Annotated in this window: 23 protein-coding genes and 1 pseudogene; 15 read left to right on the top strand and 9 right to left on the bottom strand. The window is 74.2% G+C overall.

The features are described 5' to 3' along the window. The first annotated feature begins 5 nt into the window (after nucleotides 1–5). From ACZ7BZ_RS11240 to ACZ7BZ_RS11220, 5 genes are all read left to right on the top strand, one after another. Nucleotides 6–1,934: an acetyl/propionyl/methylcrotonyl-CoA carboxylase subunit alpha gene (locus tag ACZ7BZ_RS11240; RefSeq protein ID WP_470358271.1), complete on the top strand. Its 1,929-nt coding sequence runs from the start codon at nucleotides 6–8 to the stop codon at nucleotides 1,932–1,934. Nucleotides 1,935–2,029: 95 nt separating this feature from the next. Continuing rightward, nucleotides 2,030–3,202 carry an acyl-CoA dehydrogenase family protein gene (locus ACZ7BZ_RS11235; protein WP_470358137.1) on the top strand — a complete coding sequence of 391 codons (1,173 nt, stop codon included), beginning with the start codon at nucleotides 2,030–2,032 and terminating at the stop codon, nucleotides 3,200–3,202. A gap of 254 nt (nucleotides 3,203–3,456) precedes the next feature. Beyond that, complete coding sequence (locus ACZ7BZ_RS11230) at nucleotides 3,457–5,058, top strand: 4-coumarate--CoA ligase family protein (RefSeq protein ID WP_470358136.1); 1,602 nt, start codon at nucleotides 3,457–3,459, stop codon at nucleotides 5,056–5,058. Nucleotides 5,059–5,165: 107 nt separating this feature from the next. After that, nucleotides 5,166–5,786, top strand: a complete 621-nt coding sequence (locus tag ACZ7BZ_RS11225) for a TetR/AcrR family transcriptional regulator (protein ID WP_470358135.1) — start codon at nucleotides 5,166–5,168, stop codon at nucleotides 5,784–5,786. A gap of 144 nt (nucleotides 5,787–5,930) precedes the next feature. Next, nucleotides 5,931–8,393, top strand: a complete 2,463-nt coding sequence (locus tag ACZ7BZ_RS11220; protein WP_470358134.1) for a SpoIIE family protein phosphatase — start codon at nucleotides 5,931–5,933, stop codon at nucleotides 8,391–8,393. 87 nt (nucleotides 8,394–8,480) lie between these two features. On the opposite strand, the gene ACZ7BZ_RS11215 is transcribed toward ACZ7BZ_RS11220, so the two are convergent. The 7 genes from ACZ7BZ_RS11215 to ACZ7BZ_RS11185 all read right to left on the bottom strand — a co-directional run bounded on the left by ACZ7BZ_RS11215 (nucleotide 8,481) and on the right by ACZ7BZ_RS11185 (nucleotide 15,042). Beyond that, complete coding sequence (locus tag ACZ7BZ_RS11215) at nucleotides 8,481–10,049, bottom strand: MFS transporter (RefSeq protein WP_470358133.1); 1,569 nt, start codon at nucleotides 10,047–10,049, stop codon at nucleotides 8,481–8,483. A gap of 73 nt (nucleotides 10,050–10,122) precedes the next feature. Next, nucleotides 10,123–10,734 carry a TetR/AcrR family transcriptional regulator gene (locus tag ACZ7BZ_RS11210; protein WP_380455022.1) on the bottom strand — a complete coding sequence of 204 codons (612 nt, stop codon included), beginning with the start codon at nucleotides 10,732–10,734 and terminating at the stop codon, nucleotides 10,123–10,125. Nucleotides 10,735–10,894: 160 nt separating this feature from the next. Beyond that, nucleotides 10,895–11,287, bottom strand: coding sequence for a cell division protein SepF (locus tag ACZ7BZ_RS11205; protein ID WP_380455024.1), 393 nt, complete (start codon nucleotides 11,285–11,287; stop codon nucleotides 10,895–10,897). A gap of 273 nt (nucleotides 11,288–11,560) precedes the next feature. Further along, entirely contained in the window at nucleotides 11,561–12,085 is a 525-nt protein-coding gene (locus ACZ7BZ_RS11200; RefSeq protein ID WP_470358132.1) for a DinB family protein, read from the bottom strand. Nucleotides 12,086–12,147: 62 nt separating this feature from the next. Then, nucleotides 12,148–12,891 carry a TVP38/TMEM64 family protein gene (locus tag ACZ7BZ_RS11195; protein WP_470358131.1) on the bottom strand — a complete coding sequence of 248 codons (744 nt, stop codon included), beginning with the start codon at nucleotides 12,889–12,891 and terminating at the stop codon, nucleotides 12,148–12,150. 69 nt (nucleotides 12,892–12,960) lie between these two features. After that, a complete protein-coding gene (locus ACZ7BZ_RS11190; RefSeq protein WP_470358130.1) occupies nucleotides 12,961–13,500 on the bottom strand; it encodes a HEAT repeat domain-containing protein in 540 nt (179 codons plus the stop codon). 267 nt (nucleotides 13,501–13,767) lie between these two features. Continuing rightward, entirely contained in the window at nucleotides 13,768–15,042 is a 1,275-nt protein-coding gene (locus ACZ7BZ_RS11185) for an MFS transporter (RefSeq protein WP_470358129.1), read from the bottom strand. Between the two features lie 93 nt (nucleotides 15,043–15,135). On the opposite strand from ACZ7BZ_RS11185, the gene ACZ7BZ_RS11180 reads away from it, so the two are divergent. The 9 genes and pseudogenes from ACZ7BZ_RS11180 (at nucleotide 15,136) to ACZ7BZ_RS11140 (ending at nucleotide 24,137) form a co-directional block, all read left to right on the top strand. Continuing rightward, on the top strand, nucleotides 15,136–16,320 hold the full coding sequence (locus ACZ7BZ_RS11180; RefSeq protein WP_470358128.1) for an ROK family transcriptional regulator: 1,185 nt from the start codon (nucleotides 15,136–15,138) through the stop codon (nucleotides 16,318–16,320). Nucleotides 16,321–16,407: 87 nt separating this feature from the next. Next, entirely contained in the window at nucleotides 16,408–16,824 is a 417-nt protein-coding gene (locus ACZ7BZ_RS11175; protein WP_470358127.1) for a TOBE domain-containing protein, read from the top strand. A gap of 35 nt (nucleotides 16,825–16,859) precedes the next feature. Further along, nucleotides 16,860–17,315 (top strand): hypothetical protein, encoded by a 456-nt coding sequence (locus tag ACZ7BZ_RS11170; RefSeq protein ID WP_470358126.1) that lies wholly within the window; start codon nucleotides 16,860–16,862, stop codon nucleotides 17,313–17,315. Further along, complete coding sequence (locus ACZ7BZ_RS11165) at nucleotides 17,312–18,025, top strand: glycerophosphodiester phosphodiesterase (RefSeq protein ID WP_470358125.1); 714 nt, start codon at nucleotides 17,312–17,314, stop codon at nucleotides 18,023–18,025. The genes ACZ7BZ_RS11170 and ACZ7BZ_RS11165 overlap by 4 nt, the downstream gene beginning before the upstream one ends. Further along, nucleotides 18,022–19,143: a winged helix DNA-binding domain-containing protein gene (locus ACZ7BZ_RS11160; protein WP_470358124.1), complete on the top strand. Its 1,122-nt coding sequence runs from the start codon at nucleotides 18,022–18,024 to the stop codon at nucleotides 19,141–19,143. The genes ACZ7BZ_RS11165 and ACZ7BZ_RS11160 overlap by 4 nt, the downstream gene beginning before the upstream one ends. Before the next feature lie 103 nt (nucleotides 19,144–19,246). Then, nucleotides 19,247–20,329 (top strand): AI-2E family transporter, encoded by a 1,083-nt coding sequence (locus ACZ7BZ_RS11155; protein ID WP_470358123.1) that lies wholly within the window; start codon nucleotides 19,247–19,249, stop codon nucleotides 20,327–20,329. 77 nt (nucleotides 20,330–20,406) lie between these two features. Further along, nucleotides 20,407–21,276: a Vgb family protein gene (locus tag ACZ7BZ_RS11150; RefSeq protein ID WP_470358122.1), complete on the top strand. Its 870-nt coding sequence runs from the start codon at nucleotides 20,407–20,409 to the stop codon at nucleotides 21,274–21,276. A gap of 349 nt (nucleotides 21,277–21,625) precedes the next feature. Beyond that, nucleotides 21,626–23,296, top strand: a pseudogene (gene ctaD / locus ACZ7BZ_RS11145) (aa3-type cytochrome oxidase subunit I); the annotation flags it as partial. Nucleotides 23,297–23,591: 295 nt separating this feature from the next. Then, nucleotides 23,592–24,137, top strand: a complete 546-nt coding sequence (locus ACZ7BZ_RS11140; protein ID WP_470358121.1) for a hypothetical protein — start codon at nucleotides 23,592–23,594, stop codon at nucleotides 24,135–24,137. 137 nt (nucleotides 24,138–24,274) lie between these two features. Here the strand turns inward: ACZ7BZ_RS11140 and ACZ7BZ_RS11135 are convergent, their stop codons facing one another. Then, nucleotides 24,275–24,658, bottom strand: a complete 384-nt coding sequence (locus ACZ7BZ_RS11135) for a peptidoglycan-binding domain-containing protein (RefSeq protein WP_470358120.1) — start codon at nucleotides 24,656–24,658, stop codon at nucleotides 24,275–24,277. Nucleotides 24,659–25,129: 471 nt separating this feature from the next. Between ACZ7BZ_RS11135 and paaI the strand changes: the two genes are divergently transcribed. Then, nucleotides 25,130–25,543 carry a hydroxyphenylacetyl-CoA thioesterase PaaI gene (gene paaI, locus ACZ7BZ_RS11130; RefSeq protein ID WP_465740131.1) on the top strand — a complete coding sequence of 138 codons (414 nt, stop codon included), beginning with the start codon at nucleotides 25,130–25,132 and terminating at the stop codon, nucleotides 25,541–25,543. A gap of 34 nt (nucleotides 25,544–25,577) precedes the next feature. On the opposite strand, the gene ACZ7BZ_RS11125 is transcribed toward paaI, so the two are convergent. Further along, the gene (locus ACZ7BZ_RS11125; RefSeq protein ID WP_470358119.1) at nucleotides 25,578–26,837 is read right to left on the bottom strand and encodes a phenylacetate--CoA ligase family protein; all 1,260 of its coding nucleotides are present in this window, start codon (nucleotides 26,835–26,837) and stop codon (nucleotides 25,578–25,580) included. Between the last annotated feature and the right edge of the window lie 39 nt (nucleotides 26,838–26,876).

Here is a 26,876-nt window from a genome sequence, read left to right as displayed (position 1 = left end):
AGATGATGATCACCAATCTGCTGGTCGCCAACCGCGGCGAGATCGCCCGCCGGGTGTTCCGCACCTGCCGGGAGCTGGGCATCGCGACCACCGCCGTCCACTCCGACCCGGACGCCGGCGCCCCGCACGTGCGGGAGGCCGACGCGGCCGTCCGGCTGCCCGGCGCCGCGCCCGCCGATACCTATCTGCGCGGCGAGCTGATCGTCCGGGCGGCTCTCCGGGCCGGAGCGGACGCCGTCCACCCGGGGTACGGATTCCTCTCCGAGAGCGCCGAGTTCGCGCGCGCCGTGCAGGACGCGGGCCTGGTGTGGGTGGGCCCGCCGCCGGCCGCGATCGCCGCGATGGGCTCCAAGACCGCCGCCAAGCGGCTGATGGCCGAGGCCGGGGTGCCCGTGCTGGCGGCGCTTGCCGAGCCGACCGAGGCGGACCTGCCGGTGCTGGTGAAGGCGGCGGCGGGCGGTGGCGGCCGGGGCATGCGGGTGGTCCGGCGGCTGGCTGACCTCCCGGCCGAGCTGGCGGCCGCCCGGGCCGAGGCCGCCAAGGCCTTCGGCTCCGACGAGGTGTTCTGCGAGCGCTACCTGCCCACCGGCCGGCACGTGGAGGTGCAGCTGCTGGCCGACGCCCACGGCACGGTGTGGGCGGTGGGCGACCGCGACTGCTCGGTGCAGCGGCGGCACCAGAAGGTGATCGAGGAGGCCCCGGCGCCCGGGCTGCCGCCGCGGCTGCGGGCCGAGCTGCACGCGGCGGCGGTGGAGGCGGCCCGGGCGATCGGCTACCGCGGCGCCGGCACCGCGGAGTTCCTGCTCGCCGAGGACGGCCGGTTCTACTTCCTGGAGATGAACACCCGGCTGCAGGTGGAGCACCCGGTCACCGAGGCGGTCACCGGCCTGGACCTGGTCGCGTTCCAACTGGCCGTCGCCGAGGGGGAGAAGCTGCCCTCAGCCGTCCCGCCGCCGGCCACCGGCCACGCGATCGAGGCCCGGCTGTACGCGGAGAACCCGGCCAAGGACTGGCAGCCCGCCACCGGCACCCTGCACCGTCTCGAACTGACCTCGGAGCACCAGGAGTTCACCGGTACCGGGCTGCGGCTGGACTCCGGCGTGGAGTCCGGCAGCGAGATCACCCCGCACTACGACGCGATGCTCGCCAAGGTGATCGTCCGGGCGCCGACCCGCGCCGCGGCGGCCCGCCGGCTGGCCGACGCGCTGGCCCGGGCCCGGATCCACGGACCCGCCACCAACCGGGAGCTGCTGGTCCGGGCACTGCGGCACCCGGCCTTCCTGGCCGGGCGGGTGCACACCGGCTTCCTCACCGAGCACGCGGCCGAGCTGACCGCCCCCGACTCCGCCGGCCCGAGCCGGGCCGCCCTGGCCGCCGCCCTCGCCGACGCGGCCGGCCGCGACGGCGCGCTGCCCTCCGGCTGGCGCAACCTTCCCTCCCAGCCCCAGTCCAAGCGCTACCGGGCCGCGGACGGAGCCGAGTTCGAGGTCCGCTACCGCCGTACCAGGGCCGGCCTGGAGGCCGCGGACCACCCGGACGTCGAACTGGTCGAGGCCCGGCCCGGCCACGTGGTGCTGCGCGAGGGCGAGGTCCGGCGCCGCTACGACGTCGCCCGCTACGGCGAGCAGGTGTACGTGGACGCCCCGACCGGCAGCACCGCGCTCATCGCCCTGCCGCGCTTCCCCGACCCCACCGCCCGGACCGACCCCGGCGCGCTGCTCGCCCCGATGCCCGGGACCGTCCTGCGCACCACCGCGGCCGTCGGCGACACCGTCACGGCGGGCCAACCGCTGCTGGTGCTGGAGGCGATGAAGATGGAGCACCGCGTCACCGCCCCCGCCGACGGCACCCTGGTCGAACTGCGCGTCGCCCCCGGTCAGCAGGTGCGGCTCGGCGCCCTGCTCGCCGTCGTCAAGTCCCCCGAAGAGGCCTGAGCACCCCCGAAGAAGCCTGAGCACCCCCGGAACGCTCGACGACACCCTGAGCCGCCCGAGCACGCCCCCGAAATCCGAACAGAGGAAGGACCCGCATGTCGGCCATCGGCAGTCAGCTCCTCGAAACGCCCGAACGCACCGCCCTGCGCAAGGCCGTCGGTGACCTCGGCCGCCGCTACGGCTCCGCCTACTACCTCGCCAAGGCCCGGGCCGGCGAACCCGCCGAGGAGCTGTGGGCGGACGCCGGCAAGGCCGGCTACCTGGGCGTCAACCTGCCCGCCGAGTACGGCGGCGGGGGCGGCGGCATCAGCGACCTCGCCATCGTCCTGGAGGAACTGGGCACCGCCGGGTGCCCGTTGCTGATGCTGATCGTCTCCCCGGCGATCTGCGGCACGGTGATAGCCCGGTACGGCACCGGGGAGCAGAAGCGGCGCTGGCTGCCCGGACTGGCCGACGGCAGCCGCAAGATGGCCTTCGGCATCACCGAGTCGGACGCCGGCAGCAACTCGCACCGGATCTCCACCGTCGCCCGCCGGGACGGCGAGGACTGGCTGCTGACCGGCCGCAAGGTGTTCGTCTCCGGCATCGACCACTCGGACGCGGTGCTGTTCGTCGCCCGCACCGAGGACGCACGGACCGGCAAGCTCAAGCCCTGCCTGTTCGTCGTCCCGCGCGAGACCCCCGGTTTCGAATACCGGGCGATCCCGATGGAACTCGTCGCCCCCGAGAAGCAGTTCCAGGTCTTCCTGGACGACGTCCGGCTGCCCGCCGACGCCCTGGTCGGGGACGAGAACGCCGGCCTGCTCCAGCTGTTCGCCGGCCTCAACCCGGAGCGCATCCTGACCGCCGCCTTCTCCCTCGGCCTGGCCCGCCAGGCGCTCGGCAAGGCGGTGGAGTACGCCAAGACCCGTACCGTCTGGTCCACCCCGATCGGCGCCCACCAGGGCCTGGCGCACCCGCTGGCCCAGTGCGCGGTGGAGATCGAGCTGGCCCGGCTGATGACCCAGAAGGCCGGGCTGCTCTATGACGCGGGCGAGGACATGGCAGCCGGGGAGGCCGCCAACATGGCCAAGTACGCCGCCGGGGAGGCCGCCGCCCGGACCGTCGACCAGGCGGTGCAGACCCTCGGGGGCAACGGCCTCACCCAGGAGTACGGCCTGGGCGCGCTGCTGGCCGCCACCAGGGTCGGCCGGGTCGCCCCGGTGAGCCGGGAGATGGTGCTGAACTTCGTCGCCCAGCACACCCTGGGCCTGCCCAAGTCCTACTGACCCCCCGGGCGGGGCGGGTGGAGCGGGTGGAGCGGGCGGGGCGGGTGGAGGCTTCACCGCACGCCGGTCAGGTGGGCGAACACCACCGTGTTGGCGGCCGCCCCCGGGAACAACTGTGCCACGCCTGCTCCACCCCGGGTTCCCCACAATGGCCCAGCCACCGCCCTGACAGTCCGTATGCTCCTCAACGCGCCCCGTTCCACCCGTGCTCGCGGGTTTAGTTGCTGCGTCAACTTCCCTACTGGAGGCATACCTTGGTGTTCCGTAGCGAGTTCCCGGACGTCCCGGTCATCGACCTGCCGATCCATGACGCGGTGCTGGAGGCCGCCGCCCGGTACGGCGACCGGCCGGCCCTGATCGACGGCATCACCGGCGAGGAGGTCAGCTACGCACGGCTCGCCACCTCCGTCGAGCGGGTCGCGGCCGGACTGGCCGAGGCGGGGGTGCGCAAGGGCGAGGTGGTGGCCCTGTTCAGCCCCAACTCGGTGGTCTACCCGATGGCCTACTACGGCACCAGCCGGACCGGCGCCACCGTGACCACGGTGTCCTCGCTCAGCACTCCCGGCGAACTGGCCGGCCAGCTCGGCGACAGCGCCGCCCGCTGGCTGATCACCGTCTCCCCGTTCCTGCCGACCGCGCTGGCCGCCGCCGAACTGCTCGCCGCCGCCGGCCGCCCGCTGGCCGAGATCATCGTGCTGGACGGCGCCGAGGGCCACCGCTCGCTCGCCGACCTGCTGGCCGCCACCGGCCCCGCCCCCGAGCCCGCCATCGCCCCGGGTGAGGACGTCGCCGTGCTGCCGTACTCCAGCGGCACCACCGGCCTGCCCAAGGGGGTGATGCTCACCCACCGCTCGATCGCCACCAACCTCGCCCAGACCGACGCCCTCTACCGCCCCTCGGTGGGCGAACGGGTGCTCGCCGTGCTGCCCTTCTTCCACATCTACGGCCTGACGGCGCTGCTCAACCAGCCGCTGCGGTGCGGCGCCACCGTGGTCGTGCTACCCCGCTTCGACCTGGAGCAGTTCTGCGGCGCGATCGAGCGGCACAGGGTGCAGGGCCTGGTGGTCGCCCCGCCGATCGTCCTCGCCCTGGCCAAGCACCCGGTCGTGGACCGCTTCGACCTCTCCTCGGTCGACTACCTGCTGTGCGCCGCCGCCCCGCTGGACCAGGACCTCGCCGAGTCCTGCGCCCGCCGGCTCGGCCTGCCCCACCTGCTCCAGGGCTACGGGATGACCGAGCTGTCCCCGGTCACCCACGTGGTCTCGCCGACCGAGCAGGACCCGGTGCCCGGCTCGGTCGGCCGGCTGGTCCCCTCCACCGAACTGAGGGTCGCCGCCCTGGACGGCTCCGGCGACGACCTCGGGCCCGGCGAGCAGGGCGAGCTGCTGATCCGCGGCCCGCAGGTGATGAAGGGCTACTTCGGCCGCCCCTCCGAGACCGCCGCCATGGTCGACGCCGACGGCTGGCTGCACACCGGCGACGTCGGCTACGTCGACGGGCGCGGCTACCTCTTCGTGGTGGACCGGGTCAAGGAGCTGATCAAGTACAAGGGCTACCAGGTCGCCCCCGCCGAACTGGAGGCGGTGCTGCTCGGCCACCCGCAGATCGCCGACGCCGCCGTGATCGGTGTCCGGGACGCCGACGGGACGGAGTGCCCCAAGGCCTTCGTGGTCCGCGCCCCGGGCAGCGGCCTGACCGCGGAGGAGGTCACCGGCTACGTGGCCGGGCTCGTCGCCGCCTACAAGAAGGTGCGCGCGGTCGAGTTCGTGGATGCCGTCCCCAAGTCCGCGGCCGGCAAGATCCTCCGCCGCGAACTGCGCGCCCGCGAGGCCGCCCGCACCGGGGCGGCCACCTGAGCGGCGGCCCGGGACCCGGCGGCCGAAGACCGGGGCCGGTCTGTGAGGATCGACCCGCCGCGCCCCGACCGGGACGGACCCCATCGACACAGGAACCGCCACCCGCCATGACCAGCCAGCCCGCCGTCCGCACCCCCCAGCAGGACCGCAGCCGCGCGACCCGGGCCCGGTTGCTCGCGGCCGCCGTGGACTGCCTGGCCGAGCTCGGCTGGCAGGGCTCCACCGTCACCGTGGTCGCCGAACGGGCCGGCGTCTCCCGGGGCGCCGCCCAGCACCACTTCCCGACCCGCGAGGACCTCTTCACCGCGGCCGTCGAGCACGTCACCGCCGAGCGGCTGGCAGCCGTCCGCGCCCACGCGGACGACCTGCCGGCCGCCGGCCCCGACCGCACCCGCGCCGTGGTCGACATGATCGTCCGCCTCTACACCGGCCCGCTGTTCCGTGCCGCCCTCCACCTGTGGACCGCGGCCGCCACCGAGGACGGGCTGCGCGAGCGGATCGTCGCCCTGGAGGGCCACGTCGGCCGGGAGGCCCACCGGGCCGCCGTGGAGTTCCTGGACGCCGACGAGACCCGCCCGGGCGTGCGCGAATCGGTGCAGGCCACCCTCGACCTCGCCCGCGGCCTCGGCCTGGCCAACCTGCTCACCGACGACAGCCCTCGACGTTCCGGAGTGATCCGGCAGTGGGCGGGCGTTCTGGAGAGTACGCTGCGGCCGGTACGCCCATGACGCCCGTACAACCGAGCGGCCGGACGCCTCCTGACCAAGGGGTCGCCGGGCGGCCGATGTCCGTGCAGTCTGGAGAAGAAACCCGGCCGGCACCGACCGCGAGGCCGTCCGGCCGGGCACGAGCCGAACCGGGGTGCTGCCTGAATGCACGGACACGAGTGGGACGCGACCGACGCCGGCCACGCGCCGGACGGTGACCCCGCACGCCCCGAGGGCCACCGACTCGTCCCGCTCGCCACGGTCCTGGTGCAGGCCGACGGTCTGATCCTGCACTGGAGCGAGGACGCCGAGGTGCTGCTCGGCTACACCGCGGCGGAGGCCCTCGGCAGCTACGCCGCCCAGCTGCTCACCGACGAGAGCGACCGCGCCGCCGTGCTCGCGATCTTCCAGCGGATCCTGTCCGGTGCCGACACCTCCTTCGTCTTCCCGGTCCGCCACCGCGACGGCCACAAGGTCGAGCTGGAGTTCCGCACCTACCCGATCGCCGGCCCGGCCGGGACCCTGCTGCTGCTCGCCACCGCCTCGGACACCCGGGCCGTCCACGCCATCGAGGCCGACCTCGCCGTGCTGGACGGCATCTTCGGCCGCTCCCCGATCGGCATGGCCGTGTACGACACCGAGCTGCGCTACGTCCGGCTCAACGAGGCCCTCGCCCGGATGAACGGCGTCCCGGTCGCCGCCCATCTCGGCAGACGGATATCCGCCGTCCTGCCCGGCCTCAACGGCGCCGAGATCGAACAGACCATGAGGCAGGTCCTCAAGACCGGCAAGCCCGTGGTGGACGCCCGCTCGCACGGCCGCGTCCCGGGCGACCCCAAGCGGGACCGCGCCTGGTCCGCCTCCTACTTCCGGCTGGAGGACTCCACCGGTCGGGTCTTCGGCGTCTGCTCCTCGATCATCGACGTCACCGAACGCTTCCAGGCCGAGGCCCGGGCCGCCCGCGCCCAGGAGCGCCTGGCCACCATCGCCGAGGCCACCGCCCGGATCGGCACCACCCTCGACCTCCAGCGCACCGCAGAGGAACTGATCGAGGCGGTCGTCCCCCGGTTCGCAGACTTCGCCACCGTCGACCTGCTGGAGCCGGTGCTGCGCGGCGCCGAGCCCACTCCGATCCCCTCCGACCGGACGGTCACCCTGCGCGCCGTCGCCGTCGGGGAGAACTACGAGAGCGGCCTGGCCCACGCCGTCGACGTGGTCGGCGAGACCTCCGAATACGCCCCCGACCGCAGCTACACCCAGTGCCTGCGCAGCGGCCGCCCGCTGCTGCGCGCCCACGTGGACGAGGAGGTGCTGCGCGGCCTGGTCTCCAGCGAGGACCGGGTCGCCCCCGGGATCGCGGCCGGCATCCACTCGTACCTGATGGTGCCGATCACCGCCCGGGGCATGGTGCTCGGCGGCTCCGAGTTCATCCGGATGCGCAACCCCGAGCCGTTCAACGACGCCGACGTCGCGCTGGCCGAGGAGCTCGTCGCCCGCACCGCCCTCGCCCTCGACAACGCCCGGCTCTACCGCCGGGAGCGGGAGACCGCCCTCACCCTCCAGCGCAGCCTGCTGCCGCAGGAGATCCATCGCACCCTCGGCCTGGAGATCGCCTACCGCTACCTGCCCAGCAGCGTGGTCAGCGAGGTCGGCGGCGACTGGTTCGACGTGGTGCCGCTGTCCTGCGGGCGGGTCGCCCTGGTGGTCGGCGACGTGATGGGTCACGGCATCCGGGCCGCCGCCACCATGGGCCAGCTGCGCACCGTCGCCCGCACCCTCGCCACCCTCGACATGCCGCCCGAGCAGGTGCTCACCCGACTGGACGAGACCGCCTCGGGGATCGGCGAGGGCCAGTTCGCCACCTGCATCTGCGCCGTCTACGACCCGCTGGAGCGCACCCTCCAGGTCGCCTCGGCCGGGCACCTGCCGCCGGTCTGGGTCGGCACCGACGGCGCCGCCCGCAGGATCGAGGTGCCGCCCGGCGTTCCGCTGGGCGTCGGCGGGGTCGCCTTCGAGTCCATCGGCTTCACCCTCCCGGAGGGCGCCATGCTCGCCCTCTACACCGACGGCCTGGTCGAGCGGCGCGGCCAGGACCTCGACCACGGCATCGACCTGCTCGCCCGCACCCTGGCCGGGCCCGGCCGGACGCTGGAGGAGAGCTGCGACGCGGTGATCGGCGCGCTGGTCACCGACGGCACCGAGGACGACATCGCGATGATCATGGCCCGGGCGCTACCGGTGCCCGCCGACCGGATCGCCACCCTGCCGCTCACCGGCGGTGGCAAGCTCCCCGGCCGGGCCCGCCGCTTCACCCGCGCCACCCTGGAGGCCTGGGGCCTGAACGCGCTCTCCGACTACGCCGAACTGCTGGTCAGCGAGCTGGTCACGAACGCCCTGCTGCACGCCGAGGCACCGCGCCGGCTGCGACTGTTCCGCGACCGGGTGCTCACCCTCGAGGTCTCCGATGCCGGCGGCCAGACGCCGCAGCTGCGCCCCTTCGCCGAACAGGACGAGGGCGGGCGCGGGATGTTCCTGGTCAGTGAGCTGGCCCAGCGCTGGGGCAGCCGGCTGACCAGGGACGGCAAGGTGGTCTGGGCCGAGCTGGAACTGCCCTTCGGGGTCTCGTAGCGCGTTCCGTCCGTGTGGGAACGGCCGTTCCCGGATCGGGGAACGACCGTTCTCACCTTCCTGCGTCCTTCGGCGTGCACCTGGTCCTCATACGTGTACCTGCGGCCGCTCCGGCTCGACCGCCGCGACCTGCTCGGCCGCCGTCGTCGGCCCGGGCAGTCCGCGCAGCAGCAGCCAGGCCAGCACGCCCGCACCGACCAGCAGCACCCCGGCCAGCAGCCCGGCGCTGTTCATGCCCTGCACGAAGGCGTCCTTGGCGCTCGCCAGCAGCGGCTGCGCCACCTCCGGCGACAGCCCGTGCGCCGTCTCCACGGCCGAGCCCAGCGACTCCCCGGCCCGGGCGGCGACCTCCGGGGAGGCTCCGGCCGGGACGGCCAGCCCGTTGGCGTAGATCGAGCCGACCACCGAGCCGACCAGCGCGATGCCGAGCGCGGTGCCCAGCTCGTACGCCGTCTCGGAGACCGCCGAGGCGGCCCCGGCCTTGTCGGCGGGCGCGGCGGTCAGCACCAGGTCGGCGCCGAGCGTGTAGACCACGCCCTCGGCGGTGCCAGTGATGAGGAAGGAGACGGCCAGCAGCAGATAGGTGGTGTCCTGCTGCAGCCAGCCCAGCGCACCCGCGGCCAGACCCATCGCCAGCAGGCTGACGGTCAGCGCCTTGCGGGCTCCGAAGCGCCGGGCGATCCGGGCGGTGAGCAGCCCGCCGGCCACCGAGCCGGCGAAAGCCGGCAGCTCCGCCAGGCCCGCCTGGAGCGGCTCGTAGCCGCGCACCAGCTGGAGGTACTGGGAGACCACGAAGATCACGCCGGACAGGCCGACCAGGGAGATCAGCGAAGCCGTGACGGCGGCGGTGAACCGCCGGTCGCGGAACAGCCGGACGTCCAGCAGCGGGGTCTCCAGCCGCAGCTGGCGGCGGACGAACAGGGTGAGCGCGGCCGCACCCAGCAGGAAGGCGACCGGGACGTCCCGACGGGCCACGCCGTGGGCGGCGGCCTCCTTGATCGCGTAGACCGCGCCGATCACCCCGGCCATCGACAGCACCACGCTCAGCACGTCCCAGCGGCCCGGCTTCGGGTCCTTGGACTCCGGCAGCAGCCAGGCACCGGACACCAGTAGCAGGAGCAGCACCGGGATGTTCAGCAGGAACACCGAGCCCCACCAGAAGTGCTCCAGCAGCAGCCCGCCCACCACCGGCCCGAGCGCGGCGCCGGCGGTGGCGGCCGCGCCCCAGATGCCGATCGCGGTGGCCCGCTCCCGGTCGTCCGGGAACAGGCTGCGGATCAGCGAGAGGGTGGAGGGCATGATCGTCGCCCCGGCGACGCCGAGCAGCGCCCGGGCCAGGATCAGCCAGCCCGGCCCCGGCGCGTACGCGGCCAGCAGCGAGGCGGCGCCGAAGGCGGCGGCCCCGGTCAGCAGCAGCTTCTTGCGGCCGATCCGGTCGCTCAGGGCGCCCATGCTGACCAGCAGGCCGGCCAGTACGAAGGAGTAGGAGTCGCCGATCCAGAGCAGCTGGGTGCCGCTGGGGCGCAGCGTCTCGCTGATGGAGGGGATGGCGAGGGAGAGCACGGTCGCGTCGAGGGCGACCACGGTGACGGCCAGCACCAGGACGGCGAGGCCGGTCCAGCGCTGGCGGACGGTCAGCGGAGGGGTCCTGCTCATGCGCCCACCTCGCTACGCTCGGCAGGCGCTTCGCCATATGCGCCGTCCCTGATGATTCGCTCGCTTCGCTCGTTCATGGTGTATCGGTTTCCGGTTTCCGGTCCGAGGTGCTGTGGGTGGGGGGAGTGTGGACGGAGGCCTCCGGCCGGCGCAGCGCACCGCCGAGGAACAGCTCGGCGAGCGAGAAGGCGGCGTCGCGCGGGGCGAGCCGGCCGTCCTGGATGGCCCAGCCGATGCCGGCCACCAGGTCGAAGAAGGCCTCGCTCAGCCAGGCGGCGCTCAGCTCGATCCGGAAGGCGCCCTCGCGCTGCCCGCGCAGGAAGAGCGCGTGCAGCCGGTCGATCTGGACCTCCCAGAGGTCGTTGATCTCGTCGTTGTCGTAGAGCTGGTTCTCGCCGGCCAGGAAGGCGCAGAGCATGGCGTCCGGGACGGCGGCGTCCACCAGTCGGCGCAGCGCGGCCTCGGCGTCGCCGTCCTCGATGGCGGCGGTGTCGAGGGCGGCGGCGAAGCGCTGGAGGCCGAGCAGGCCGACCTCGCGGATCAGTGCCTCGCGCCCGGGGAAGAGCCGGTGCAGGGTGGCCCGGCTGATGTGCGCGGCGCGGGCGATCTCGTCCAGGTGGGCGGTGGGGCGGCGGGAGAGCACGCCGACGGCGGCTTCCAGAACGGTGTCGCGGTCAGTGGCCATGATTCGAGTGTAGTCCAGATGAGACATGTATGTCTCAAAATTATTCTGGGGCTCTCATCTGCATCATCGGCGGAAGGCCTCCGGACAGCGAAAACCGGGGACGGCTGGTGTGCCGTCCCCGGTCGGGGTGGTGCGCGCCGTGCGGCCGGTGCCGCCGCGCTCAGCTCTGGTTGTAGAACCCGGTGTCGTCCATCGGGCGGTCGATCACCATCACCTCGACGTCCGCCGGGGTGAGCAGGAAGACCCGGCGGGCGATCCGCTCGATGCCCCCCCTGGTCCCGAAGATCAGGCCGGAGGCGAAGTCGACCATGCGCTTGGCCTCGGCCTCGTTCATCTCGGTGAGGTCCATCACCACCGGGGTGCTCGCCCGGATGTGCTCACCGACCGTGCGGGCCGCCTCGAAGCCCGTCGGCCGCAGGGAGACGATCTTCGTGGGCGCGGGAACGGCGGGAACCGTCTCCTGATCCACCCACTCGTCGTCGTACACCGCGGCCGGGTAGTTCCCGGAGGGCATCAGCCACCCGTTGTGGTGCTCGTCGCGAAGTGCTCCCATGCCGCGCCTCCCTGCCTCGTCCCGTCTGGTCCCCCGGGGGTGGACGGTGTCCTTCTTGACACGTCATCCACTCGTCGGAACTGTCCGAGTATCGCACTGTTCACCGGTCCCGTGCCCGCTCGCGGCCCCCGTACGAGTCGTGCCGCGCCGGAAACCCGGGCGGACCCGGGCAAAAGAGAGCGACGCGGCGCAGGGCCGTACGGTTGCGCGCGTAGACCATATCGGTCGCGGTCACCGCGTAATTGACCTTCCGTCAACAATGCGGAAACGATTTCACTCGCCGGTCGAACCGTCCACCAGTTCGCGCAGCAAATCCGCGTGACCGTTGTGTCGCGCGTACTCCTCGATCATGTGGACGAGGATCCAGCGGAGCGTCACTTCCCGGTCCTGGCGCAGCCGCTTGCCGACGGTGTCCAGCGGCACGCCGGCCGACGCGCGGCGGGCGCCCTCGATCTCGGCGCGCCAGGTGGCGAGGTCGGCGGCCACGTCGGCGGTGTCGACGTTGTCGAAGTCGCCGTCCGGGTCCGCGTCGGTGCAGTAGGGGCCGGTGCCCACCTCCGCGCCGAGCAGGACACCCTGGAACCAGTACCGCTCCACCTCGGTCAAGTGCCGGACCAGGCCGAGCAGCGAGAGCGAGGACGGCGGGACGGAGCGCAGCCGCAGTTGGTCGTCGGTCAGGCCCGCGCACTTGAGGGCGAGGGTGCTGCGGTGGAAGTCGAGCCAGGCGGTCAGCATGGCGGCCTCGTCGGCGGCCATCGGCGGGTCGACCCGCGGGGTGAGTTCGGTCATGCCGGACATCCTGGCCACCGACGGGCGCGGGCGCGACCGGTTTGTGGGGGCGGCGCGCAGCGCGGGTGCGCCTACGGTCGGTGGGCCCGGGCCCGGGCCCGGCGGCGGGCGGCGGCGGCCCGCCAGAGGCCGACCAGGCTGCCGAGCACCAGCAGGGCGATCACCCCGGCCGAGACCAGGAAGGCCGCCGAGCCGGGCCGGTCCGCGCTGGCGGCGGCGACCACGTACACGGCGGTGGTCGGGACCACCCCGATCGCGGTGGCGCACAGGAAGGGGAGGAAGCGCACCCCGGAGAAGGCGGCGCCGTAGTTGCCGGCCTGGAACGGCAGGCCGGGGAGCAGTCGCAGCACCAGCACGCTGCGGAAGCCCTGCTCGGTGAAGCGCTGGTCGAGGGCGCCGAGCACCTTGCCGCGCAGATGGGGCTTCAGGGCCTCGCGGCCGAGGCTCCGGCCGAGGGCGAAGGCCAGCGCCGCACCCAGGGTGGTGCCGAGCACGGCGAGCAGCACGCCCTGCTGGACGCCCAGCAGCAGCCCGGCGACGGCGTTCAGCGCGGGGCGCGGCACGAAGGCCAGCGTGCCGACGGCGTAGACCAGGGCGAACAGCGGCGCGAACCAGTAGCCGGGCATCCGGTCCGCCAGTCCGCCGGCGAGCAGGCCCGTCGGGCTCCACAGCAGCAGCGAGCCCGCGCACGCGCCCAGCAGCAGGACCAGCAGGCCGAACCGCCACCAGGGCGAGCGGGCCGGGCGCGGCTCCTCCGCCGGCTCGGCGGGTCCGGCGGCGCTCGGCGCGGGGGGCGTGGTCAGGGCTGCGGGCACCGCCCGAGCCTAACCGGTCCCGGTGGCGGGCCGGCCGGGTGGGGAGCGGGCCGGAGCCGAGGGGCCCGGCTATCCGGGGCGCGGGGCGGTCCGTCGGTGGATCGGTCCGCCGGGGGCGTACCAGCCGGCCTTCTTGCGGACCGCGGGGCTCGGGTCCTGCGCCTGGGACGCCTGGAGGGCGGCGGCGGCCCGGGCGTCGGTGTGGGCGAACTTGCCGACGAGCTCGGCGGCCCGAGTGCGGACCCGGGGGTCGGGGTCGGCGGCCAGGTGCCGCAGGGCCGGTTCCAGCACCCGGTCCGCGCCCGGTGCGCAGGCGTCGTCCTTGCACCGGTCGCAGGCGAGGGCGTGGAACGCGGCGATCCGCACCTCGGCGTCCGGGTCGTCGGCCATGCCGATGAGCAGGCCCATGGACTCGGTGTCGACCAGGTGGTCCAGCAGCCGGCAGCAGCCCTCCCGGACGGCCGCGTCGTCGTGCGACAGTCCCGCGCGGATGGCGCCGAGCGCGGCGTCCGCGCGCCGGAGCAGTTCCCGGTAGGCGGCCACGGTGCGCTGGGGGTCACCCAGGCAGGAGACCAGGGCTTCGTTGTCAGTCCTGACGAATCCGAGCATGACGGCAGTGTCGGACCACACCGGCCGTACGGGCAAAGGGATTTCGCGCGGGGCCGGACGGGCACGCCGACGCCGGTGGTCGCCTCGGGCGGGGAGGCGGCGAACCCGGTGGCGTCGGCCGGGGGCGGGCGGTGCGTCGTCCGGGGCGTGGCGGATGGATCGGGAATCCCCTTGTGGATCGCGCGGACCGCCGGGCGTTGGAGTGCGCTCGGCGCTCGGCGGTCGGCGCTCGGCGGTATGAGCGGGAACGGTCCGTGGACTTCCCGCTCATATCGTGGAGAGGTCCTTTCCGGAAGGGTTGTTCGGTGACATGGCGGGCACGTCGCCGCCCGCGTCCGCCGCCGGGAAGTCCGGCTCGGCCCGGCGCAGGGCCCCGGCGCTGAGCATCAGGGCGAAGGCGAGCAGGGTGACCAGGCCGAAGGAGACGGTCAGCGAGGTGGCCTGGGCGAGGGCGCCGATCACGGCGGGCGCGATCAGGCCGGAGGTGTAGGTGACGGTGGCGACGCCCGCGATGGCCTGGCTGGGGTTGCGGCCGATCCGGCCGGCGGCGGCGAAGGCGAGCGGGACGATCACCGCGACCCCGACGCCGATCAGGGCGAAGCCCGGGATGGCCAGCGCCGGCGTGTCGGCGGCGACCACGAGCAGGCCGCCGAGGGTGGCGACCGCTCCACCCAGCCGGGTGGCGCGGACGGCGCCGATGCGGCGGACCACGGCGTCCCCGGCGAGCCGGCTGACGGCCATGGTGAGCGAGAAGGCGGTGTACGAGGCGGCGGCGCCGGTGGCCGAGGCGCCGGTGATGTCCTTCAGGTAGACGCCGCTCCAGTCCATCGAGGCGCCCTCGCCGAACACCGCGCAGAAGCCGACCAGGCCGATCACCAGAGAGCTGCGCGGCGGCAGGGCGAAGTGCGGGGGTGCCTCGGCCTCCGCGTGGGCGCGCAGGTCGGGCAGGCCGCGGCAGACCGGCTGGGCGAGGGCGAGCAGGACGAGCGCGGTGACGGCCAGCTGGAGCCGGGCGTCGAGGTCGAGGTGGGCGGCCAGGATGCCGAAGCCGGAGGCCAGCAGGCCGCCCGCGCTCCACATCCCGTGCAGTCCGGACATGATCGAGCGGCCGAGGCGCTGCTCGATCTCCACGCCCTGGGCGTTCATCGCGACGTCCGCCGTGCCCGCCGTGGCGCCGTACACCAGCAGCACCGCGCAGAGTGCGGGCAGCGAGGGGGCGAGCGCGGGCAGGGTCAGGGCCAGGCACCAGAGCGAGATCAACCCGCGCACCGCGGCCCGGCCGCCGTAGCGGTGGACGAAGCGCCCGGCCAGCGGCATCGCCAGGGAGGAGCCGATGGCGGGCATCACCAGGGCGAGGCCGAGCTGCCCGGGGGAGAGGTCCAGGCGGTCCTGGATCCACGGGATGCGGGTGACGAAGGTGCCGCCGACGGCGCCGTGCACGCCGAAGACCAGCGCGATGCTCAGCCGCGAGCGGCGTGGTTCGACGAGTGGTTCGAGGGTGGTGGCACTGCTCCTGATGCTTCGCTCGCTTCGCTCGTTCATGTACGGCGGTTCCCTCCCGGCGGATGGTCCGAACGGTTCGATAAACTATCAGGAAGGGACCCTGATAGAAACACTCTGGAAGGATGATCGCTCATGACCACCGCGCGTACGGCCACGCCGAGCACCGCCCGGGCGATCAACGACCGGCTGGCGCTCAACCTCCTGCTCGAACAGGGCCCCCTGACCGCGACCGAGCTGCGCGACCTCACCGGCCTTTCCCGGCCGACCGTCGCCGACCTGCTCGACCGCCTCCAGCGGACCGGCCTGGTCGCCGTCGTCGGCGAACGCGGCGAACAGCGGCGCGGCCCCAACGCCCGGCTCTATGCGCTGGTCGCCTCCCGCGCCCACATCGCCGCCTTCGACGTGCGCGAAGGCGGGGTCAGCCTGGTCGTCGCCGACCTCGCCGGGCGCACCCTCGGCACCGCCGAGGTCCCGGTCGAGGGCGACGGCACCCCCGACACCGCCGCCGCGATCGTGCGCACCCTGCGGGAGACCGCCCGCGCCGCCGGCGTCGACCGGCTGCACACCGTCGCCGTCGGCGCCCCCGGCCTGGTCGACCCCGCCACCGGCCGGCTGCACAGCACCGGCCAGCTACCCGGCTGGCACGCCGAACTCCTCACCGCACTGGGCGAGTTGCCCGACACCGAGGTGATCCTGGAGAACGAGGTCAACCTGGCCGGCCGGGCCGAGTACCGGGTCGGCGCCGCCCGCGACCGCGACACCTTCGTCCTGATCTGGCTCGGCCACAGCGTCGGCGCCGCCGTCATCCTCGACGGGCGGCTGCGCCGCGGCTTCTCCGGCGGCACCGGCGAGATCTGCTTCCTGCCCGTCCCCGGCGCCACCGGACTGCCCAGCGCCGACAGCTGCGAGGGCGGCTTCCACGGCCTGGTCGGCAGCGCGGCCCTGTGCGCCCTCGCCCGCCGCCACGGACTGCCCACCGGCCCGGCCGACGACGCGGCCGCCGCCGAGGCCGCCGTCCGCGCCGCGCTGGCCGCCGGGGCGGCGGGGGCGCCGTTCCTGGACGAGCTGGCCGAGCGGATCGCGCTCGGCGCGGCCAGCGTCTGCGTGGTGCTCGACCCCGGCTGCCTGGTGCTCGGCGGCGAGATCGGCCGGGCCGGCGGCGCCGAACTGGCCGGCCGGGTGGAACGGTGGCTGGCCGGGCTCTCCCCGCTGCACACCGAGGTGCGGGCCGGCACGGCCGGCGGCGGCGCGGTGCTCGCCGGGGCGGTGCTCACCGCGGGGGACGCCGTGCGGCGGGACCTCTTCGGGGAGCCGTAGGCCGTTTCCCGCCGACGTCCCCGGTACGGCAGGATGGCGGCCGGGGGGCGCGTACCCCGTACCTCGAACCACCGTCAGGAGACGCAGATGGGCCAGCCCGACGTGCCGGTCAACCCGTACCGCATCGGTGAGGCGGCCGCGCTGCTCGGCGTCAGCGCGGACACCATGCGGCGCTGGGTGGACGCCGGGAAGCTCGCCGCGGTGCGGGACGAGCACGGGCACCGGATCATTCCCGGGGTCGAACTCGCCGCCTTCGCCCGCGAGCTGGCCCGGCCGGAGATCGCTGAGGCCGAGGGCCGGCCGTCCTCGGCGCGCAACCGTTTCCCCGGGATCGTCACCGAGGTGCGGCTCGGCGACGTGGCCGCGCAGGTGGAGGTCCAGGCCGGGCCGTTCCGGGTGGTGTCGCTGATCAGCCGGGACTCGGTGGAGGAGCTGAACCTGGTGCCGGGCGCTCCCGCCACGGCGGTCATCAAGTCGACCAATGTGATGATCGAACGCCGCTAGCCTTCCCTGCGCGTTCTTCGAAACGAGAGACCCGGATGCCGTCCCCGAACCCACCGCACCAGCCGCACCTGCCGACCACCCAGGCCGCCGTCCTGGCGATCGAGGCCGTCGCCGCCCGGCACGGACTGGCCGTCCGCGCCCAGCACGACATCGGCAGCGACCAGACCTTCGCCGGACTGGCCGGCCAGGACGACGGGGCGGGCGCCATCCCGCACGAGGCGCTGCTGGAGTTCGGCGGGAGCCCGGTGACCACCGTCCGGCTGTTCACCCACGACGAGGCCGTGGTGACCGTCGAGGGCATCGCCTTCGACGTTCCGCGCGACGGCGTCCCGGCCTTCCTGAACTCCGTCTGGTCCGGCCTGGTGCACGTCAAGGCCCGGACCTTCCCGCCCGCCACCACCCTGATCGTCACCGTCCCGGGTGAGCCCGGCTACCGCGAACCGGTCGGTCTGTACGGCCTCACCCCCTGGCTCTCCGGAAGGATCCGATGACCACCCCCGCCGACCGCCGACCGGTGCTCGCCATCGCCCACCGCGGTGACCCCTACCGCCACCGCGAGAACACCCTGGCCTCCGTCGAGTCCGCGCTCGCCGCCGGGGCCGACGCCGTCGAGGTGGACGTCCAGCTGACCCGCGACAAGGTCCCGGTGCTGTTGCACGACCGGACCCTGGAGCGGCTCTGGGGCGACCCGCGGTCGATCGCCCGGGTCACCACCGAGCAGCTGGCCGAACTGCGCCAGGGCGAACTGGCCGTCCCCACCCTCGCCGAGACGATCAAGACCGTCGCCGCCGCGAACGGCCGCCGACTGCTGATCGACCTGGACGAGCCCGGCCCGGCCGCCGCCACCTGGGACGTCGTCACCGGACTCGGCGCCGAGGACCTCGTCGCCTTCTGCGGCCCCGCCACCGCCATGCTCGCCGTGCGCGGACTCAGCCGGGACGCCGAGATCGCGCTCACCTGGAAGCAGCCCCGGATGCCCGCGCCCGCCCTGCTGCGCGACCTGCGCCCGCGCTTCCTCAACCCGCCGTTCGGCCTGGTCACCCCCGCCTTCGTGGCGGCCGCCGCGGACGAGGGGCTCGCCGTCTCCACCTGGACCGCCGACCTGCGCCGCACCATGCGCCGGCTGCGCGACACCGGGGCCGCCTCCATCACCAGCAACCGGATCTCCGTCCTGCGCTCGGTGCTGGACGGCCGCCGGTGACGGTGCTCGGCCCCCGGGCCCTGGGCCGCGCCCTGCTGGCCCGTCAGCACCTGCTCGCCCGCACCGACCTGGCGCCCCTCGACGTCGTCCACCACCTCGGCGGGCTCCAGGCCCAGGCCGTACCGCAGCCGCCCTACCTCGGACTGCTCTCCCGCCTCGACGGGTTCACCCCGGACGGGCTCAGCACCCTGCTCGAACAGCGGGCCGCGGTCCGGATCGCGCTCCAGCGCGGCACCATCCACCTGGTCACCGCCAAGGACTGCCTGGCCCTGCGCCCGCTGCTCCAGCCCGTCCTCGACCAGGCGCTGCGCACCACCTACGGCAAGCGGCTCGCCGGGCTCGACCCGGCCGCGCTGGCCGCCGAGGCCCGCGCCCTGGTCGAGGAGGAGCCGCGCACCTTCCAGCAGCTCGGCGCGCTGCTGGCCGCCACCCGGCCGGACCGCGACCCGGCGGCGCTGGCCCAGGCCGCGCGCTGCCTGCTGCCGCTGGTCCAGGTTCCGCCGCGCGGGCTGTGGGGTCGCAGCGGCCCGGCCGCCCACACCACCGCGGAGGCCTGGCTCGGCCGGCCGCTCGACCCCGCCCCCGCGCCGGACCGGCTGGTGCTGCGCTACCTGGCCGCCTTCGGCCCGGCCACCGCCGCCGACCTGCAGAAGTGGTGCGGGCTCCGTCGCCTGGGGCCCGTGCTCAAGCGGCTCGCGCCGGGGCTGGTGGCCTTCCGGGACGAGCAGGGCCGGGTGCTGTACGACCTGCCGCAGGCGCCCCGCCCGGAGCCGGACGTCCCTGCGCCGGTGCGGCTGGTCGCGCCGTTCGACAACCTGCTGCTCTCGCACGCCGACCGCAGCCGGGTGCTGCCGGAGCAGTACAAGGACCGGGTGATGACCCGGAACGGTCTGGTGCCCGGAACCCTGCTGGTGGACGGGCTGGTCGCCGGGACGTGGCGGCTGACGGCGGAGCAGGACGTGGTCGTCGAGCCGTTCGTCCGGCTGGCGCGGGCGGACCGTGCGGAGGCGGAGGCCGAGGCCGAGCGGGTACTGGCCTTCGCGGGCGCCGGTGAGGGCGCCCGCCAGGGTGCGGCCGGGGGCGGGTCCGTACGGTTCGAGGCGGCGGAGCGGCCGTGACGGCCCGTAGCAGGCGTAACGGGCTCTAAATTGGGCAGATCGTCAGATTCTCTGTTGAGATGGGTCGGTTCGGACTCAACGACGATCCTCGGCGGAGGTGGCCGTGTCCGTGGAGCGCCCGCCCGGTGGGCGGCCCGACCGCCGCAGGCCCTATCTGATGCTGCCGCCCGCGGTGCGGTGGGCGGCGGCCTGGTCGGCGGCGGTGATCCTGCTGATCACCGTGGGCTCGCTGGTGGTGTTCGCGCTCGTCGAGCTGCGGGCCGCCACCGTGCCGTTCGTCCTGGCGCTGCTGGGGGTCTCGCTGCTCCACCCGGTGGTGCCCTGGATGGTCCGGCGGGGGGTGGGCCGCGGCCTGGCGGCCGGGCTGACCTGCCTGGTGCTGGTGGTCGCGGTGGTCGGGGTGATCGCCCTGCTGGTCAACTCCCTGGTGCACAGCGCCCCGCAGATCGCCGGTTCGCTCCCGGCGGCCGGGCGGCGGCTGGCCGACTGGCTCGGGCCGTTCGGGGCGAAGATCGAGCACGCGCTGAACAACGCCAAGGGCGAGACCAACTCGCTGGTCTCGACCCTGACCAACGGCGTGCTGTCCGGGCTCGGCCTGCTCACCCAGGTGATCACCGGCGCCGTGCTGGCGCTCGCCCTGGTCTTCTTCTTCCTGCGGGACGGCCACCGCACCAGTGACACCATCCGCGCCCACCTGCCCGGGCGCGGCGCCGACACCGTGATCGCCTGCGCCGAGCGGGCCTTCGAGGCGATGGCCGGTTTCATGCGCGGCACCACCCTGATCGCCCTGATCGACGCGGGCTTCATCACCGTCGGGCTGCTCGCCCTGGGCGTCCCCGGCGCCCCGGGGCTGGGCGCGCTGGTCTTCATGGGCGCGTACATCCCGTTCGTCGGCGCGTTCCTGTCCGGCACGGCGGCGGTGCTGGTGGCGCTCGCGGACGGCGGGCTGGGCACGGCGTTGTGGGCGCTCGGGGTGGTGCTGACGGTGCAGATGATCGAGGGCAACATCCTGCAGCCGGTCATCCAGAGCCGGACGGTCGAGCTGCACCCGGCGACCATCATGGTCGCGGTGGTGGCCGGCTCCGGCGTCGCGGGCATCATCGGGGCGCTGCTGGCGGTGCCGGTCTGCGCGGCGGGGATGGGTGTGATCTCAGTGCTGCGGGACGTCGCGTCCGCTCCTGAGTGAAGCCGGTTGCCGTCGGTTCGGTGGTCGTGGCAGCATCACTAACGCGACATGAGTTGCGATAGTTCGGAGGGGCGCTGATGGAACTGTTCGAGGTGGCAGAGGCGGGGGCCGGCCCGTACGGGGTGGCCGTGGGGCCGGACGGGGGTGTGTGGTTCACCCTGGTGCACGCCGGCGAGGTGGGGCGGCTGTCGGCCGACGGCTCGGTGGAGCGGTACGGGCTGGGGGTGCCCGGCTGCGGGCCGGCCGTCATCACCGCCGGGGCGGACGGGGCGCTGTGGTTCAGCCGGATGCGGGACCACCGGATCGGGCGGATCACGACCGGCGGGGAGGTCTCGTCGTTCGGGCTGCCGAGCGGCACCGGGCCGTACGGGATCACCGCGGGGCCGGACGGGGCGCTCTGGTTCACCGCCATGGGCACCGATGCGGTGGGCCGGATCACCGCTGCCGGGGAGGTGACGGACCATCCGCTGCGGATCGCCGGGGCGTTCCCGTCGATGATCACCGCCGGGGCGGACGGCGCGCTGTGGTGCACGCTCAACCAGGCGGACGCCGTCGCCCGGATCACCGTCGAGGGCGAGGTGGCCGTCCACCGGCTGCCTACCGCAGGCACCGCGCCGGTCGGGATCACCGCCGGGGCGGACGGGGCGCTCTGGTACGTCGGGATCGGCGGCGGGCTGGTCGGGCGGATCACCGTGGACGGGGCGGTGACCGAGTACCCGCTGGCCGACCGCGCCGCCAAACCGCACGCGATCGCCGCCGGGCCGGACGGGCGGCTCTGGTTCACCGAGTGGGGCGCCGGCCGGATCGGCGTGCTGGACGCGGATGGCCGGCTGGACGGGTACCCGATCCCCGGCCCGGGCGCCGAGCCGCACGGGATCGCCGTCGGGCCGGACGGTGCGGTGTACGCCGCGCTGGAGCGCGGACAGCTCGCCCGGCTGGTGGTCTGAGCCGCCGCGAGCGGGTGGAGGCCGCCGGCTGCCCGGGCGAACATCGCCGGCCGGTCCGGCTAGGACCGGCCGCCCCGGGACCGCGGGGCCGGGGTCGGCGTTGCGAGGGGTTGGCCGCGCCCGGTGGGGTCGGGGCTGGGCGACGGGCCGAGCCGGGTGCGAGCGGTCGACGGGGGCGGCGTGCGGCCCGTTCGCCGTACCGGTCCCGGTCGGGAGGTCCCGGTGGCGGGTCGGGAACTCGGGCCCAGCGGCCCCGGCCGGGCGGGCCCAACGGCCCTGGGGCGCGCGGGGCGTGCGTTCGGATCATGGATCGCCATCCATTCGCACGATGTTCCGAAGGAGTGCGTCCTTGAGCGCCACTCAGGCACAGGGCGACCCCACCGCACCGCCAACGCCCCTGCCGGCCGGGCCGGTTCGGGCCCGTCGACCCGGCTCGGCCGTGGTCAGGCTGCTGACCACCACCGACCACAAGACGATCGGCACCATGTACCTGGTGTCCTCGTTCGCGTTCTTCCTGATCGGCGGCGTCCTCGCGCTGGTCATGCGCGCCGAACTCGCCCGGCCCGGAACGCAGATCCTCTCCAACGAGCAGTTCAATCAGGCGTTCACCATGCACGGCTCGGTGATGCTGCTGCTGTTCGCGATGCCGCTGTTCACCGGCTTCGCCAACTGGATCATGCCGCTGCAACTCGGCGCGCCCGACGTGGCGTTCCCGCGCCTGAACATGCTGTCCTACTGGCTGTTCATGTTCGGCTCGCTGATCGCCGCGGCCGGCTTCGCCACCCCGCAGGGCGCCGCAGACTTCGGCTGGTTCCTCTACGCGCCCCTGTCCGACGCCGTCCACTCGCCGGGCGTCGGCTCGGACATGTGGATCATGGGCGTCACGCTGTCAGGCTTCGGCAGCATCTTCGGCGCGGTCAACTTCATCACCACCATCCTCTGCATGCGCGCCCCCGGGATGACCATGTTCCGGATGTCCATCTTCTGCTGGAACGTGCTGCTCACCTCGGTGCTGGTGTTGCTGGTCTTCCCGGTGCTGGCCGCCGCGCTGCTGGCGCTGGAGTGCGACCGCAAGTTCGGCTCGCACGTCTTCGACCCGGCCAACGGCGGGGCGATGCTCTGGCAGCACCTGTTCTGGTTCTTCGGGCATCCGGAGGTGTACATCCTGGCGCTGCCGTTCTTCGGGATCGTCTCGGAGGTCATCCCGGTGTTCAGCCGCAAGCCGATGTTCGGCTACGCGGGGCTGATCGCCGCCACGGTGGCCATCGCCGGGCTGTCGGTGACGGTGTGGGCGCACCACATGTACGTCACCGGGCAGGTGCTGCTGCCGTTCTTCTCCTTCATGACCTTCCTGATCGCGGTGCCGACGGGCGTGAAGTTCTTCAACTGGGTCGGCACCATGTGGAAGGGCTCGCTGAGCTTCGAGACGCCGATGCTGTGGACGGTCGGCTTCCTGGTGACCTTCCTGTTCGGCGGACTGACGGGCGTGCTGCTGGCCGCGCCGCCGATCGACTTCCACGTCTCCGACTCGTACTTCGTCGTCGCGCACTTCCACTACACGCTGTTCGGCACCGTGGTGTACGCGATGTTCGCTGGCTTCCACTTCTGGTGGCCCAAGATGACGGGCAAGAAGCTCGACGAGCGGCTCGGCCGGATCACCTTCTGGACGCTCACCGTCGGCTTCCACACGACCTTCCTGGTGCAGCACTGGCTCGGCGCCGAGGGCATGCCCCGCCGGTACGCCGACTACCTGGCCTCGGACGGCTTCACCACCCTGAACACCGTCTCCACCATCGGGTCGTTCCTGCTCGGGCTGTCGATCCTGCCGTTCCTCTACAACGTCTGGAAGACCGCCAAGTACGGCGAACGCGTCACCGGGGACGACCCGTGGGGCTGGGGCCGCTCGCTGGAGTGGGCGACCTCCTGCCCGCCGCCGCGGCACAACTTCGTCAAGCTGCCGCGGATCCGCTCCGAATCCCCGGCCTTCGACCTCCACCACCCGGACATCGCGGCCCGGGACGTGCTGCAGCACACCGGGAAGCCGGCCCAGTACCTGGGCGACGTGGAGCCGGTGAAGTACGACCGGCCGCTGAGCCGGGCGGAGCGGGCGCGGTCGGCCTCGGCGGTCTCGTCGTCGTCGGCGTCCTCTTCGTCCGCTTCGTCGTCCTCGGCCGCCGACAGCTGAGGACGCCTCCCGAACGCCGTCCCCGCCCGCGTCGCTACCCCCGGGCGGCGGGGACGGCACCCGACTTCCGTGCCCCCGACTTCCGTGCTCCCCGTCTCCCGTGCTCCCCGCGACAAAGGAAGGCCGGCCCGTGACCCACACCGTCCTCGCCATCGGCACCGCCGCGCTCACCGCGAGCGGCTGCGTCTGGTACCTGCCCGCCATCGCCGACCTCCAGGCCGGTGCCGACCGGCCCCGCTCCACCCGCACCGCGGCGGCGGCCTGCGTGCTCTGGTGGGCGGCGCTCGCCCTGGCGGGCGGACTGCTGCTCGCCCTGCACGACTGGCATCCGGCCGCCCAGGTGGCCCTCACCGGGCTGATCGGAGGTACGGCCCTGCGGGTGCGGGCGCTGTGGGACCGGCGCGAGGAGCAGCGGGAGAGCGCGGCCGGCTGGGCCGCCCTCGACCCGGCCCTTGATGCCGGGCCGGTGCCGCGGAGCGGCCGCCCGGCGGCCGTCGCGCTGGCCGGCTGGCTGGTGGTGGGCGCGGCGGTGGCCTCGCTGGGGGCGGCGGCGATCCTGCTGTCCGACGGGGGCGGGCCGGGTTCGAAGGTGGCGCTGGCGGCGGTCGGCGGGGCGGGTGTGGCGCTGGCCTTCCTGCTGGTGGGGCTGGGCGACGTCCGGCGGCAGGACCGTTGAGCGGCGGCTCGCCGGGTGGCGCGGCCGGGTGCCCGCGTGGCCGGTGCCCGCGTGGCCGGGTGCCCGTGCCGCGGGGAACGGCGTCCGGCCCGCGCCGGATGGGGGCGGCGCGGGCCGGGGACGGGGGTGCGGAGGGATCAGAAGTAGGTCGGGATGTAGGCGTAGCAGGGCTGGGAGTGGCTGTAGAGCATGTAGTTGCCGGTCTGCGGGCCGACGATGCCGTCCACGCCGACGGACGGGTCGGCGTTGTGCTGGACCTGCTGGAAGTAGGTCACCAGACCCTTCGTCTTCGGGCCCCAGATGCCGTCCTCCTGCACCTGGGCGCCCGGGTTGCCCACGACGTTGGCGACCCAGTTGTTGAGGACGGTCTGCACGCAGTGGACGGAGTTGTAGCTGTTCGGATAGCCGTCGCCGATGTCCGAGACGCCCTGTGCTGCCTGGGCGGGGGCGGCCAGGGCGAGGGTGGCGGCCGCGGTGGCGAGGGCGAGCGTCGTCTTGAGGGCGAGCTTCGTCCGCTTCATGAGGTTCTCCTCCGGTGGGCCCGGCACGGCGTCCGGGCAGGCGGTGATCAGCCAAGCAGTGCGCCGGACGTCCCTCCAGGGCGTTGCCGTCCCGGGATGGCGACGGGACAGCGGGGGGACATGTGTCCCGGCTGCTCGCCAAGCTCGGCGTGGAGCGGCGGGTGCAGGCGGGGCTGATCGCGACCGAGCTGCGGCAGGCGGCGGCGCGGTCCTCGCCGCTGCTCTTCGGCCGGGGCTGACGGCGCCGGGCTGACGGGCACCGGGCGCCGGGCCTGACGCGCGGGTGGTCCACACCGTCGGCGCCCTCCCGGCCGTGCTGCCGGCGCCCTTCCGACTGGTGCCCGGCGGGGTGCTGCTCTCCCGGGGCAGCGACGGGTCGCGAGGCCTGCTGACCGCGCATCAGGCGGTGACCGGAGGCGGTCCGTCCCCTACGCTGGGCCGGACACCGCCGACGGAGGGACCAGCGACGCCGTGTTCGACCCCGTGATCGCCGCGCTGTACGAGCGGGACGAGACCAGCCGCTCGCTGGGCATCGCCCTGGAGGAGGCGTCCACCGGGCGCGCGGTGATGCGGATGACGGTGGCCGCGACGATGGTGAACGGGCACGGCACGGCGCACGGCGGGTTCCTCTTCCTGCTGGCCGACGCCGCGTTCTCGTACGCCTGCAACAGCCACGGCCCGGTGACCGTCGCCCAGGCGGCGCAGGTGGCCTTCCTGGCTCCGGCGGCGGTGGGGGACGAGCTGGTGGCCGAGGCGGTGGAGCGTTCGCGGGTCGGCCGCACCGGGATCTACGACGTGACGGTGCGCAGGGCGGCGGACGCCGCGGTGATCGCCGAGTTCCGCGGGCAGAGCGTGGCCATCGGGGGCCGGCCGCAGGGCGGTTGAGCGGCCGGCCCCGTGCGGGTCGGTCCCGTGCCGGTCAGTTCCGGGGGCGCTCGTCCAGGACCTGTTGGAGCTTGCCGGTCCGCGGGTTGGTGACCAGCTCAGAGCGCGGCACCCACTCCACCGAGAGGCCGTGGATGTTGCCCACGGCGACCTCCGCCGGGTAGAGCGGCAAGGCCTCGTGGACGGCGGCGACGAGCCGGCCGGTCAGTTCGGCGGGCGGGGTCGGGCCGAGGTGGCCGAGCCGCAGGATGACGCCGTCGCGGCCGTCCCAGCGCCGTTGCACCAGTTGCATCCCGGCGATGTGCCGGTCCGGGTCGGCGGCGAGCAGGACCGCGCGGATCTCCTCGGTGGGCAGGGTGACGGTGCCGACCCGGGCGCCCTCGGCGGAGCGGCCGAGCAGCCGGAAGCGGCGGCACTCGCCGTCGACCCACTCGGCGCGGTCGCCGGTGGGGTAGCGCAGGATCGGCATCAGGGTGCGGAACAGGTTGGTGACCACGACCCGGCCGGGGGTGCCGGGGGTGGTGACGGGCTCGCCGGTGACCTCGTCGAGCAGTTCCACCACCGTGCGGTCGGCGAAGGCCTCGTGGACCCGGACGTCCTCGCCGGGGACGGGCGCGCCGACCAGCCCGGCGTCGTTGGAGGCGTAGCCGACGGAGGCGACGGCGGCCTTCGGGAAGGCCCGGGAGAGCAGCGGGCGCAGGTCGGCGAAGAGCAGGTCGCCGCCGAACAGCAGTAGTTCGACGCCGTCGGCGGTCTCGCCACGGGCGAGCAGGCACTCGGCGACGGCGCTGAGCTTCATCGGCTCGCCGGCCAGCACGTGAACGCCGAACCCGGCGATCAGGTCGGCGATGTAGCCGTCCGGGGCGGCGCCGCCGACGCCGAGGCGCACGTTGTCCACCGGGGCGTGGTGCAGGGCGTTCTCGATGTAGAGGAAGCCGCCGTAGAGTTCGCCGGCGACGAAGAGGTTGGCGACCCGGTGCCCGGGGCGCAGCCCGGCCCGGACGAGTCCGGCACCGAAGGCGGTGACGGAGTCGGCGTGTTCGGCGCGGGTCCACGGCGAGAACTTGGGGACGCCGGTGGTGCCGCCGGTCTTGTAGACGCCGGCGTCGGTGAGCGGGCCGGTCAGCACCCGGTTGTCGGGCCAGGCGTTGGCCGTCCAGAACGCGGTCTGGTCGATCACCGGGAGCTGGTCGAGCCGGTCGGCGCCCTCGGGCAGGTCGCGGTAGAGCTCGGCGTAGAAGGGTGAGTTGGCGCGGGCGAAGCGGATCAGCTCGGCCAGGGGCTTGGCGGGCATGGCGTGGCTCCGGGGGTCGGTGGTGGCAGCGAGGTCGGT

This window comes from Kitasatospora sp. NPDC036934 (genome assembly GCF_055608425.1).
The sequence above is the reverse complement of the archived record's forward strand: the minus strand, read 5'-3'. Positions and strand labels throughout refer to the sequence as shown.

Coding starts and splice junctions, on each gene's coding strand:
- ACZ7BZ_RS11200 (WP_470358132.1), bottom strand. CDS start 12,085: ATGTCCGGCATGACCGAACTCACCCCGCGGGTCGACCCGCCGATGGCC.
- ACZ7BZ_RS11240 (WP_470358271.1), top strand. CDS start 6: ATGATCACCAATCTGCTGGTCGCCAACCGCGGCGAGATCGCCCGCCGG.
- ACZ7BZ_RS11150 (WP_470358122.1), top strand. CDS start 20,407: ATGGAACTGTTCGAGGTGGCAGAGGCGGGGGCCGGCCCGTACGGGGTG.
- ACZ7BZ_RS11215 (WP_470358133.1), bottom strand. CDS start 10,049: ATGAGCAGGACCCCTCCGCTGACCGTCCGCCAGCGCTGGACCGGCCTC.
- ACZ7BZ_RS11170 (WP_470358126.1), top strand. CDS start 16,860: ATGCCGTCCCCGAACCCACCGCACCAGCCGCACCTGCCGACCACCCAG.
- ACZ7BZ_RS11205 (WP_380455024.1), bottom strand. CDS start 11,287: ATGGGAGCACTTCGCGACGAGCACCACAACGGGTGGCTGATGCCCTCC.
- ACZ7BZ_RS11135 (WP_470358120.1), bottom strand. CDS start 24,658: ATGAAGCGGACGAAGCTCGCCCTCAAGACGACGCTCGCCCTCGCCACC.
- ACZ7BZ_RS11225 (WP_470358135.1), top strand. CDS start 5,166: ATGACCAGCCAGCCCGCCGTCCGCACCCCCCAGCAGGACCGCAGCCGC.
- ACZ7BZ_RS11175 (WP_470358127.1), top strand. CDS start 16,408: ATGGGCCAGCCCGACGTGCCGGTCAACCCGTACCGCATCGGTGAGGCG.
- ACZ7BZ_RS11210 (WP_380455022.1), bottom strand. CDS start 10,734: ATGGCCACTGACCGCGACACCGTTCTGGAAGCCGCCGTCGGCGTGCTC.
- ACZ7BZ_RS11165 (WP_470358125.1), top strand. CDS start 17,312: ATGACCACCCCCGCCGACCGCCGACCGGTGCTCGCCATCGCCCACCGC.
- ACZ7BZ_RS11180 (WP_470358128.1), top strand. CDS start 15,136: ATGACCACCGCGCGTACGGCCACGCCGAGCACCGCCCGGGCGATCAAC.
- ACZ7BZ_RS11235 (WP_470358137.1), top strand. CDS start 2,030: ATGTCGGCCATCGGCAGTCAGCTCCTCGAAACGCCCGAACGCACCGCC.
- ACZ7BZ_RS11125 (WP_470358119.1), bottom strand. CDS start 26,837: ATGCCCGCCAAGCCCCTGGCCGAGCTGATCCGCTTCGCCCGCGCCAAC.
- ACZ7BZ_RS11190 (WP_470358130.1), bottom strand. CDS start 13,500: ATGCTCGGATTCGTCAGGACTGACAACGAAGCCCTGGTCTCCTGCCTG.
- ACZ7BZ_RS11185 (WP_470358129.1), bottom strand. CDS start 15,042: ATGAACGAGCGAAGCGAGCGAAGCATCAGGAGCAGTGCCACCACCCTC.
- ACZ7BZ_RS11220 (WP_470358134.1), top strand. CDS start 5,931: ATGCACGGACACGAGTGGGACGCGACCGACGCCGGCCACGCGCCGGAC.